This window comes from Rhizomonospora bruguierae (assembly GCF_018397995.1).
Taxonomy (GTDB): domain Bacteria; phylum Actinomycetota; class Actinomycetes; order Mycobacteriales; family Micromonosporaceae; genus Rhizomonospora; species Rhizomonospora bruguierae.
Window position 1 is genome coordinate 63189 of the sequence record NZ_BBQH01000037.1, and the last position, 10503, is coordinate 73691.

Consider the following 10503-nt stretch of genomic DNA (forward strand, 5'->3'; position numbering starts at 1 on the left):
CGATCACGCTCCGGCCATGGTGGCGGGACGCCCGTACCGCTCGGCGGCCCGCGCCCGCGCCTTCGCGGCCTCGACCTCCCGGTCCCGGGGCGGCGCGGCGGTCACCAGCGACTCCAGCAGCGTGCGGGTCGCCGCGGCGACCGCGCGCACCGCCTCGTCGAACGCCTCCTGGTTGGCGGCGGACGGCCGCGCGCTCCCGCTGATCTTGCGGACGTATTGCAGCGCCGCGGCCTCGATCTCCTCGTCGGTGGCCGGTGGCTCGAAGTTGTGAAGGACGCGGATGCTTCGGCACATGTCCCCACAATGCCCGATCGGCGGACCGGATCGCACCAGCGGCCCGCTCCGTACCGCATCGGCGGTCCGGCTGCCGGCCGCACCGCGCGGCCTGGCCTGCGGCCCGTAGGCGGCCCGCACCGGACGGCCCTGGCCTGCGGCCCGCATCGGGCGGTCCTGGCCGGTAGCCCGTCGGCGGCCCGCGCCTGGCGGCCTGGCCTGCGGCCCGTCGGTGGCCCGCACCGCGCGGCCGCACGGGACGGCCCGGCCGGCAGGCCGCACCGCGTCGTGCCGCGTCGCGCTAGAACAGGGTGAGCTGGCCGGGCAGGGGCTCCCGTCGCCGGCCGCGGGGCGACCACCGGGGTGCCGGCACGGGCGGATCGTCCGCTGGCGGCTCCTGCGGCGGGGAGCCGCCGGTGAGCGCCCAGAGCGACGGCCCGAGGATGATCCCGCGCGCCGCCAGCGCCCGCCGCATCGACGCCCGGTCCAGCGGCAGCCGGGCCGCGTCCAGCTCGGGAAGGGGCAGATCGGCGCGCATCCGCATGAGCCGGCGGTTGCGCGCAACGATCTCCCGCGCGGCGGGGGCGGCGAGGAACCCGGCCGTCGCCTCACCGACCACGGCCCGCACCGCCGCCGCGTCGCCGCCCTCCAGCGCGGCCCACGCCGCCTCGATGGTCCCGAACGCGGCCAGCAGCGCCGCCGCCCGCCGGGAGCCGAAGCCGCGCACCCCGGGCAGGTTGTCGGACGGGTCGCCGCGCAGCGCCGCGTAGTCCGGGTACTGCCGCGGCTCGACGCCGTACACCTTCGCGAGGGTCGCCGGGGTGACCATGACGGACTCGTCCAGCCCGCCGTTGCGCACCCGCAGCACCGACGTACCGGGGTCGATCAGGGCGAACGCGTCCCGGTCGCTGGTCATGACCACGCAGCGCCAGCCGTCCCGGCGGGCCCGGGCGGCGCTGCTGGCCAGCACGTCGTCCGCCTCGTACGCGCGGTGGAGCACCGTGCAGACGCCGGTCGCCCGCAGCAGGTCCGGCGCCGCGGCGATCTGCTCGGCGAGGTCCGCGGCCTTGGTGGGGCGGTGCGCCTTGTACGCGGGGTAGTCCACCTTGCGCACCGAGTGGTCGGGGCAGTCGAAGCCGACCAGCACCGCGTCCGGCCCCAGCCGCGCCGCCGCGCGGGCCAGGTACCCGACCAGTCCCTTGATCGCCCACACGGGCCGGTCGTCCCGGTCCAGCAGCCGCCCGGTGGCAGCCGCGTGGTACGCGCGGTGGAGCAGGCTGTTGCCGTCCAGCGCGAGGAGCAGCGGTGCGGGGGACGCCGGCACCGCCACAGACTACAAGCGCCGCCCCGCCCACCCACGCCCCCCGACGACCCGCACCGTCGATCTTGGACTCTTGCTGGGGTAGCTGCGTGAGATCTTGGTACAACACGCCGCATTTCCGGCTAAATCGGTACCAAGATCTCCCACCTCCGGCCGTCCGGGCACCGGCACCGCGCCGGAAATCAGCACCGGCCCGGTTCGGCTCCAAGATCGGCGGGACGGGGGGCGGGCTGGTGCGGGGCGGTGAGTTGCGCCCGGACGTGTGCCTCCACCACGGCCGCCATGTCGGTGGCGCGGTCGTCCAGCAGCCACTGGATCTGCAACCCGTCCATCAGGGCCACCAGGTGCCGGGCCGCCGCGCCGGGGTCGATACCCGGGCGCAGCGTGCCCTCCGCGCGCGCCCGCGCGTACGACCTCTCGATCGCCTCCACCGTGTGCCGGTATCGCTCGGCGAAGTACGCGTGCGCCGGATGGTCGGGGGCGGTCGCCTCGGCGGACAGCACGGTGAACAGTTCCACGATGCCGCGCCGGTCGGCGTTGAGCCGGACCAGGTCCACCAGTCGCAGGAGCACCTGCGCCCCGGTGCCGGTGGCCGCGAAGCGCTCGCCGTCCACCTCGTCCCGGTGCCGGAGCGCGGCCAGCAGCAGGGCCTCCTTGGTGGGGAAGTGGTGCAGCAGGCCCGGGTGGGACAGCCCGCACCGGGCCGCGATCTCCCGCAGCGAGGCGCCCCGGTACCCGACCTCGCCGAACAGCGCCACCGCCCGGTCCAGGATCTCCCGGCGCCGCGCCCGCCCCTTCGCGTACCCGCGCCGTACCGTCGTCGTCACGGAAAAGATACTTACCAGGTGGTCGGGATTGCCGCTAGGGTGACGCCATGACAGCGACCACGGCCATCGATCTGCCCCCGCGGGTGCGCCGGGCCCGCTGGGCGACGGCGGTCATCTTCGCCGTCCACGGTGCGGTCGCCGGCACCTTCGCGGCCCGCGTCCCGTGGGTGGCCGAGCACGTCGGCGTCGGCCTGGGCGGGCTGGGCGTCGCCCTGCTGATGCCGGGCATCGGGGCCATGCTGGCGATGCCGCTGTCCGGCCGCCTGGTCCACCGGTACGACCTGCGTGTGCTCGTACGCGTGCTGATCCTGCTGTGGTGCGCGGCGCTGCTGCTGCCGGCGCTGCCCACGTCGCTGCTCACGCTCTGCCTCCTGCTCGCCCTGTACGGCGCGGCCGCCGGCGTGGCGGACGTGACGATGAACGCCCAGGCCGTGCTCGTCGAGAAGCGGTACGGCCGGTCCGTGATGTCCGGCCTGCACGGTTCGTGGAGCCTCGGTGGCCTGGTCGGTTCCGCCGTGGCGGCGCAGGCCGCCCGCGCCGGCCTGGACGCCCGCCCGCACTTCCTGGCCACCGCGGCCGTGCTCGCCGCCATCGCCCTGGCCGCCGCCCCCCACCTGCTGCCGCACCGCGCTGAACCCGAGGTGGACCCGCCGCCCGCGTTCGCGCTGCCGACCCGGGCGCTGCTGCCGATCGGGCTGGTCGGCCTGTGCGCGGTCTTCGCCGAGGGCGCCGGCCTGGACTGGTCCGCCGTGTTCGTGCGCGACCTGGGCCACCCGGCCAGCACCGCCGCGCTGACCGTCGCCGCCTTCTCGGTCAGCATGGCCGCCGCCCGCTTCGCCGGCGACGCCGTCGTGCACCGCCTCGGCCCGGTGACGACGGTCCGCGCGGCGGCGGTGTTCGCCACCGCGGGCGCGCTGCTGATCGTGCTGTCGGACTGGATCGTGCTGGTCGTCGCCGGCTTCGCGCTGCTCGGCGTGGGCATCTCCGTGGTGGTCCCGCTCGTCTTCGCCGCCGCCGGCCGCACTGGCGACCACCCCGGGCGCAGCATCGCCGCCGTCGCCGGCATCGCCTACGGCAGCGGTCTGGTCGCGCCCGGGATCATCGGTGGCATCGCGCACGCGTCCTCGCTCACCGTCTCCTTCGGACTCATCGTGCTGCTCACCGCCGCCATGGGCGCCGCCGCAGGGGTACTGCGCAGGCGTTGAGCGTGTCGTTGGGCTGTAGCGCAGTGCTTGGACGTGGTGAGCCAGTCCACCGCCGACGGTGCGAGCGTCGCCCAGTACGGCTGCAACAACGGCGCCAACCGGCAGTGGCAGGTGCTCGCCCTCGGCACCGGGTACGCCCAGCTCATCGCCCGGCACAGCAACAGGTGCCTGACGGTCCCGGCCTCCTCGACCGCCGACGCCGTCGAGGTGCAGCAGGCCGCGTGCGGGTCGGGGGCGAACCAGCAGTGGCAGCTCACCGACCTCGGCGGCGGGTCGTGGCGGATCACCGCCCGGCACAGCGGCAAGTGTCTGGACGTCAACGGCGCCTCATCGGCCGACGGCGCGCGGATCATCCAGTACGCCTGCAACGGCGGCACCAACCAGCAGTGGCAGCGGGTCGGCATGACATAGCCCCGCCGCCCGACGGTGGAATCAGGGGTCGGCCGTACGGGCGCCGCACTAGGGTCGAAACCATGAAGCTTGGCCTGCACTACTGGACCTTCACCCACCCGGCGGACCCGGCCGCCATCGCGCCGACCCTGGCCGAGACCGCGCGCGTCGCCGAGCAGTCGGGCGTCTCCGCCTTCTCGGTGATGGACCACTACTTCCAGATGGACCGGGTGGCCCCCGCGGAGGAGCCGATGCTGGAGGGGTACACCACCCTCGGCTACGTGGCGGCGCTGACCTCGCGGATGACCCTCGGCCTGCTGGTCACCGGCGTCATGTACCGGTACCCGGGGCTGCTGGCCAAGACGGTCTCCACGCTGGACGTGCTCTCCGGCGGGCGGGCCCGGCTCGGGATCGGCGCCTCCTGGTACGAGCGAGAGCAGCGCGGGCTGGGCGTACCGGTGGTGCCGGTCGCGGAGCGCTTCGAGCGGCTGGAGGAGACCATCCGGATCTGCCGGCAGATGTGGAGCGACGACAACGGCCCGTTCGAGGGCCGGCACTACCGGCTCGCCGAGACCCTCAACTCCCCGCAGCCGCTGAGCCGGCCCCACCCGCCGATCCTGATCGGCGGCGGTGGCGAGAGGAAGACGCTCCGCCTGGTCGCCCGGTACGCCGACGCGTGCAACCTGTTCGGCGCGAACCCGCAGGCCGTGGCCGCCAAGCTGGACGTGCTGCGCGAGCACTGCGCCGCCGAGGGGCGCGACTACGACGCGATCGCCAAGACCGTCCTGGTGAACCGGCCCGCCCTGGTCGACGTGGAGGCGTGGCTGGCGGACGTGCGCGGGTACGCGGCGCTCGGCGTCACGGAGGTGCAGACCATGCCGGACCGCCACCCGGTCGAGTTCGTCACCGAACTGGCGGAGCGGGTGCTGCCGCGCCTGCGAGAGATCGCCTGACCGGCGCGGTGGCGCCCCGCCGCCCCAGCGCCCGCCGCCCCAGCGCCCGCCGCGCCGGTAGCGCCCCGGCGCCAAGCCGCCCCCACCGCACCCGATAGCGGCCCGGGCATCCGTCTTGCTACGGGGTGGCGGGCAGGGCGGCGAGGGCGGCCGCGGCGGCCTCGGCGGGGGGTACCACGTCCGGCATGGGCGCGGCGGCGACCACGGCGTCCAGCGGCAGCGGACCGTAGACGTGCGGGAACAGCGCCCCGCCCCGGGAGGGCTCCCAGCGGAGGGCGGCCCCGAGCCGCTCCTCCGCCACGGCGAGCAGCAGCAGGCCGGACTGGCCGGCGAAGTGCCGCTCGGCGGTCTCGGTGACCTGCTCCACACAGGACAGGTGGACGAAGCCGTCGCGCAGGTCCGCGGCGGAGCCGTCGTAGCGTCCGGCCGCGAGCGCCGCCGCCCACTCCTCGCGCGCCAGGATCTTGTAGATCACGCCACCAGCCTAGAGCCTGCCGCACGGCGGTGCCGGAAGTACGGCGGGCTGGGCGCCACTTGGGGATCGCACGACGATCCGATGCGATCCACATGGGATCTTCACAGCCGGTCCCTAGCGTTCCCGGTGTGCTCGATCCGTCCGCGCGCCACCTCGTTGACCGGCTGCTCGCCGCCGGCTCGGACCTGGGTCGCCAGCTGTACCGGGCCCGGCACCAACGGCTGCGCGACCACCTGCGGTCGCTGGTTCCCGCCGCCGCCGATCCCAACCCGCACCTGCTGCGCCTGGCCGTCGCCGTCGGGCGGTATTTGGCGGCGCGGGGCGAGCGGGACACCGACGAGGTCTGCTCGCACCTGCTGCGGCGGCCGGTCATCCAGGCCGCCGACCACGCCAACCTGCTGCTGGACCCGGAGACGTTCCTCAACAACTACCTGTTCCACGTCGCCACCCGGGAGGCCGGCGGCACCGTGACCATCCACTCGCAGTGCACCACCGTCAGCTGCCTGTCCCGCCGCACGCCGCCTCTCGGCCCCACCTTCCTGCGTACCCGGGGCGCTCTCCTCGCCGTCTACCCGTTGTCCCGCACGACCCTGAAGGACTCGTCGTTCTGCGCCCTGCCCGGTCCGCTGGAGATGACCTTCGGCGGGCTGGACGGGGTGCCCCTGGATGTCGCCGCGGACCCGGTGCTGGGCCCGCTGCTCGGCCAGCGCGCGCCGGACGGCCCGACCGGGTACCGGGCGGCGAACGACCGCATATGGCGCGGCCTGGACCTCGACCACGGCGTACGCCGGGTGCAGATCGACGAGTCGGTGGCGGCCGAGTGCGTGGCCCGGCACCTGGCGGACCCGGACGGCCCGGTGTACCGGCTGCTGTTCGACCCGTACGTGCGCGAGACGTTCCTGCGCGTCAAGCGCCGGCTCGTCGCCGACCAGGCCAACCTCGCGGTGAACCGGGCCGCGCCGGACTTCCTCTGGTACCGCAAGGGGTCCCGCCTGCACCAGGTGGTGTTCGTGGACGGGCACCCCGTCCTGGAGGCGACCGGCGCGCCGCTGCCGGTGCCGTACACCCCGGCGGCGGTCGCCCGCGCGTTGCGCGCCGGGGATCTCGCCGCCGACCGGGTGCTGGCGTACCTGGTCCGCTGCCTGCTGCCGGGCGTGGTCGCGGTCGGCGGCACGGCCCAGCAGGACTACGTCGCGCTGTACCGGCGGATGGTGGTCGAGGCGAACGCCGAAGCGCCGTTCCTGACCACCGGCGAGGTGACCCGTGCCACCCGAGCGGACCTCAGCCGGGTCGGTGGCCGGCCGCTGCTGGAACTCGCCGGGGACGCGCTCGACCTGGTGCGCTTCCTCGGCCCGGGCAGCCGGCTCGCCGACCTCGACGACGCCTACCTCGACCGGCCCATCGGTGCGACGGTGGGCGCCCTGCGCAGCGCCCGTCACCTGGAAGCTCGACTACCGGTGCCACGACAGCACGTGTCCGAACGGCTACCGGCGTGCGTGTGACACTGTCCCGATGCGACTGGTCGCCGGCACCGCAGCCCTGGCCCTGTTCCTCCTCGCCACGCCGGCCGCGGCGGCCGCCGCCGGACCCCAGCGCCTCTGCACGATCACCGACGACCGGGTGGACGAGCCGTCCGGCCTGGGCCTCGTCCCCGGCGGGTACGTGACCATGAACGACAGCAGCGACCTGGCCAGCCACCGCAAGATCTTCTTCCTGGACCACCGGTGCCGGGTCACCCGCGTGGTCGGGTACCCGTCCCGCCCCCGGGACCCGGAGGACCTGGCGGTCACCCCGGACGGCACCGTCTGGGTGGGCGACATCGGCGACAACGACCGCTCCCGGCAGACCGTCGCGCTCTGGCGGCTGCGCCGCGGGGCGCAGGCACCCACCCTGTACCGGTTGACCTACCCGGACCGGGCGCACGACGCCGAGGCGCTCGTGGTCACGCCCGCCGGCCAGGTGTTCATCATCACCAAGGACCCCCTGACCCCGATCGTCTACACGCCGTCCGGCCCCCTGCGCGCGGGCGGGACGACCCCGATGAAGCGGCTGGGCACGGTCACCCTTCCGGCGACCGACACCAGCAACCCGTTCGGGTTCGCCGGCCGCGCCGTGGTCACCGGCGCGGCCCTGGCGCCCGGCGGCGACCGGGTGGTGATCCGCACCTACGCGGACGCGTTCGAGTTCCCGGTCCGCGACGGCGACGTGGCCGGCGCCCTGACCGGCACCGCCCGCCCGGCCAGGGTGCCGCTGCCGGACGAGCCGCAGGGCGAGGCGGTCACCTACGGCGCGGACGGCCGCTGGCTGCTGACGCTGTCCGAGAAGGGCCCGGCCGGGAAGCCGCCGACGATCCTGCGCTACCCGTCCGCGCTGCCGCCGGGGCCGGCGACCACGCCGCCGGCCACCGCGCCGTCGACCCCGACGGCCACGGCGAGCCCGCGCACGGTGGGCGCCGCGGACCGGTCGCCGGCGGGTCCGGCCCGGTGGCTGCCCCCGCTGGGCGTGGGGGTCGTGGGCGTGGCCGCCGCCGGCCTGGTCGCGGTGATCGTGCTGCGGACCGGGCGCCGCCGTAGGAGCTGACCGCGTGGACGCGACCACGCCGGAGGTTGCTGAGACTTCGCTGACAATCACCCGCCCCGGGTGGGCGATCGGTCGCCCGCCGGGAGAGGTTTGACCACGAAGGTGGAGAGGGACATGGGGGGATTTGCGGTGACGCGTGCGCGCCGGCTGGGTTCGCTGCTGGGATTCGCTGTGCTGGCCGGTGTGATGGTGGCGGCGGCGCTGCTGCCGAGCGGCCTGCTGGCCGGGCTGGCGACCCGCACGGTGGCGGACAACTTCGAGTCGCTTCCGAGCGAGTTGCGCACCACGCCGGCCTCGCAGACCACCTACGTCTACGCCAACGACGGCAAGACCCTGATCACCACGTTCTACGACCAGAACCGGCGGGACGTGCGGCTGGACCAGGTCGCCCCGGTGATGCAGCAGGCGATCGTGGCGGCCGAGGACACCCGGTTCTACGAGCACGGCGGCGTGGACCTCAAGGGCGTGGTGCGCGCCTTCGTCTCCAACAGCAGCGGCGGCAGCGAGCAGGGCGCGTCCACGCTGACCATGCAGTACGTGCGCAACGTGCTCAAGAACGACCCGGACCTGACCGCCGAGGAGCGCGCCGACGCGACCGAGGACACCGCCGGGCGCAAGCTGCGCGAGATCCGGTACGCCAACGCCCTGGAGCGCCGGCTCAGCAAGCGGCAGATCCTCGAGGGGTACCTGAACATCTCCTACTTCGGCGCGGGCGCGTACGGCATCTTCGCCGCCAGCGAGACGTACTTCGGGGTCACCCCGGAGCAGCTCACGCTGGCGCAGGCGGCCCTGCTCGCCGGCCTGGTGCAGTCGCCGCACGCGTACGACCCGATCAACGGCGACCGGGACCTGGCGCTGGAGCGGCGCGGGTACGTGCTGACCGCGATGGTCCGCCAGGGCGACATCACCCAGGCCGAGGCGGACGCAGCCCGCGCGCAGCCGCTGGTGCTGCACCCGCACAAGCAGCCCAACGGCTGCGCCGCGCTGAACTCCAAGCACAACGACTGGGGCTTCTTCTGCGACTACCTGCGGCAGTGGTGGCTGGCGCAGGAGCGGTTCGGCGCCACGGTCGCGGACCGGGAGAACGCCCTCAAGACCGGCGGGTACACGATCGTCACCTCGCTGGACCCGGGCGTGCAGGCGGAGGCGCTGAAGCGGTCGACGGGCGTGTACGGCTATGACAGCGCCCGCGCGCTGCCGATCGCCGTGGTGACCCCGGGCACCGGCCGGGTGCAGGCGCTCGCGGTGAACCGGCACTACAGCCTCGCCGCCAACCCCAAGAGCCACCCCACCTACCCCAACACCGTGAACCAGCTCATCGCCGGCGGACCGGGCGCCAACGGGTACCAGGCCGGGTCCACGTTCAAGATGTTCACCATGCTGGCCGCCCTGGAGGAGGGGCACCCGCTGGCCACGTCGTTCGACGCGCCGTCGCCGATCGTCACCCGCTTCCCGGACGGCGGTCCCGGCAACTGCGGCGGGTACTGGTGCCCGGTCAACGCCAACCCGTCCTGGATGAACGGCCAGCGCACCATGTGGACCGGCTTCGGCCGCTCGGTGAACACCTACTTCGTCTGGCTGGAGGAGCAGATCGGGCCGCAGAAGGCGGTCGACATGGCGAAGCGGCTCGGCATCACCTTCCGGTCCGGCGCCGACGCCCGCCTGGCGAAGAACGCCGACGGCTGGGGCTCGTTCACCCTCGGCGTCGCCGCCACCACGCCGCTGGACGTGGCCAACGCCTACGCCACCCTCGCCGCCAACGGCACGTACTGCGCGCCGCTCCCGGTCGTCTCGATCAAGGACTCGTCCGGCCGGCCCGTCTCCGGCGCCGAGCCCAGGTGCAGCGACGTCCTCGATCCGGACGTGGCCGCCGCCGCGACCGACGCCGCCCGGTGCCCGGTCGGCGGCCAGTCCGCGTACGGCCGCTGCGATGGCGGTACCGCGGCCGCGGTGGCCGGCATCGTCGGCCGGCCGGTGGCGGGCAAGACCGGCAGCTCCGAGCAGAACGCCACCGAGACCTTCGTCGGGTTCACCCCGCAGGCCGCGGCCGCCGGCATCGCCGTCAACCCCGACGACCCGAGCGACCATGTCGGCTCCGCCGTCGCCGCGTCGGTGAACGCGGCGGTGGCGCGTACCCTCGCCGCGGCGGTGGCCGGCAAGCCGGTCAAGGACTTCCCCCCACCCAGCAGCACCATCGCCCTGGGCTGAAGCGCTGCTCGACTTGGATGTTGCGGCACCCTCCCGCGCGGCCCACGCCCTCCCGCGCTCGCGGCCGCACCAGGCGCGTTTGCGGTCCCGGCGGGCAACCCGCGAGCGAGATCTTGGTACGACACGCCACTTTCTGGCCAGATCGGTACCAAGATCTCCCACCACCGCCACCACGGGCGCCGGCACGGCGCCAACCACGGACGGCGGATAGAGCTTCGCCCCCCACCCCAACTCCAAGATCGGCGGAGGAGGGTGGGGGGCGGTGAGGGTC

10 protein-coding genes are annotated in these 10503 nt (G+C 74.6%); 6 read left to right on the forward strand and 4 right to left on the reverse strand.

Annotation, left to right across the window (positions count from 1 at the left end; genetic code table 11):
* Positions 1-3: 3 nt before the first annotated feature.
* The 3 genes from KJS59_RS19855 to KJS59_RS19865 form a co-directional block, all read right to left on the reverse strand.
* The gene (locus tag KJS59_RS19855) at positions 4-294 is read right to left on the reverse strand and encodes a DUF2277 domain-containing protein (protein WP_213454431.1); all 291 of its coding nucleotides are present in this window, start codon (positions 292-294) and stop codon (positions 4-6) included.
* 280 nt (positions 295-574) lie between these two features.
* Positions 575-1597 (reverse strand): 5'-3' exonuclease, encoded by a 1023-nt coding sequence (locus KJS59_RS19860; RefSeq protein WP_213454432.1) that lies wholly within the window; start codon positions 1595-1597, stop codon positions 575-577.
* Positions 1598-1776: 179 nt separating this feature from the next.
* Entirely contained in the window at positions 1777-2421 is a 645-nt protein-coding gene (locus tag KJS59_RS19865; RefSeq protein ID WP_213454433.1) for a TetR/AcrR family transcriptional regulator, read from the reverse strand.
* Positions 2422-2468: 47 nt separating this feature from the next.
* Between KJS59_RS19865 and KJS59_RS19870 the strand changes: the two genes are divergently transcribed.
* The 3 genes from KJS59_RS19870 (at position 2469) to KJS59_RS19880 (ending at position 4969) form a co-directional block, all read left to right on the forward strand.
* Entirely contained in the window at positions 2469-3626 is a 1158-nt protein-coding gene (locus tag KJS59_RS19870) for an MFS transporter (protein WP_213454434.1), read from the forward strand.
* A 33-nt stretch (positions 3627-3659) separates the two neighbouring features.
* Positions 3660-4037, forward strand: coding sequence for an RICIN domain-containing protein (locus KJS59_RS19875; RefSeq protein ID WP_283775812.1), 378 nt, complete (start codon positions 3660-3662; stop codon positions 4035-4037).
* 62 nt (positions 4038-4099) lie between these two features.
* A complete protein-coding gene (locus KJS59_RS19880; protein WP_213454436.1) occupies positions 4100-4969 on the forward strand; it encodes an LLM class F420-dependent oxidoreductase in 870 nt (289 codons plus the stop codon).
* A gap of 118 nt (positions 4970-5087) precedes the next feature.
* On the opposite strand, the gene KJS59_RS19885 is transcribed toward KJS59_RS19880, so the two are convergent.
* Positions 5088-5444, reverse strand: a complete 357-nt coding sequence (locus KJS59_RS19885; protein ID WP_213454437.1) for a DUF952 domain-containing protein — start codon at positions 5442-5444, stop codon at positions 5088-5090.
* Positions 5445-5572: 128 nt separating this feature from the next.
* Between KJS59_RS19885 and KJS59_RS19890 the strand changes: the two genes are divergently transcribed.
* The 3 genes from KJS59_RS19890 (at position 5573) to KJS59_RS19900 (ending at position 10232) form a co-directional block, all read left to right on the forward strand.
* Positions 5573-6946, forward strand: coding sequence for a hypothetical protein (locus KJS59_RS19890; RefSeq protein ID WP_213454438.1), 1374 nt, complete (start codon positions 5573-5575; stop codon positions 6944-6946).
* A gap of 10 nt (positions 6947-6956) precedes the next feature.
* The gene (locus KJS59_RS19895; RefSeq protein WP_213454439.1) at positions 6957-8024 is read left to right on the forward strand and encodes an NHL repeat-containing protein; all 1068 of its coding nucleotides are present in this window, start codon (positions 6957-6959) and stop codon (positions 8022-8024) included.
* A 114-nt stretch (positions 8025-8138) separates the two neighbouring features.
* Positions 8139-10232 (forward strand): transglycosylase domain-containing protein, encoded by a 2094-nt coding sequence (locus tag KJS59_RS19900; protein WP_213454440.1) that lies wholly within the window; start codon positions 8139-8141, stop codon positions 10230-10232.
* Positions 10233-10503: the final 271 nt, after the last annotated feature.

What these genes read in the sequence shown, in the direction of transcription:
- KJS59_RS19855 (WP_213454431.1), bottom strand. Translation starts at nt 294, where the DNA reads ATGTGCCGAAGCATCCGCGTCCTTCACAACTTCGAGCCACCGGCCACC.
- KJS59_RS19895 (WP_213454439.1), top strand. Translation starts at nt 6,957, where the DNA reads ATGCGACTGGTCGCCGGCACCGCAGCCCTGGCCCTGTTCCTCCTCGCC.
- KJS59_RS19900 (WP_213454440.1), top strand. Translation starts at nt 8,139, where the DNA reads ATGGGGGGATTTGCGGTGACGCGTGCGCGCCGGCTGGGTTCGCTGCTG.
- KJS59_RS19870 (WP_213454434.1), top strand. Translation starts at nt 2,469, where the DNA reads ATGACAGCGACCACGGCCATCGATCTGCCCCCGCGGGTGCGCCGGGCC.
- KJS59_RS19880 (WP_213454436.1), top strand. Translation starts at nt 4,100, where the DNA reads ATGAAGCTTGGCCTGCACTACTGGACCTTCACCCACCCGGCGGACCCG.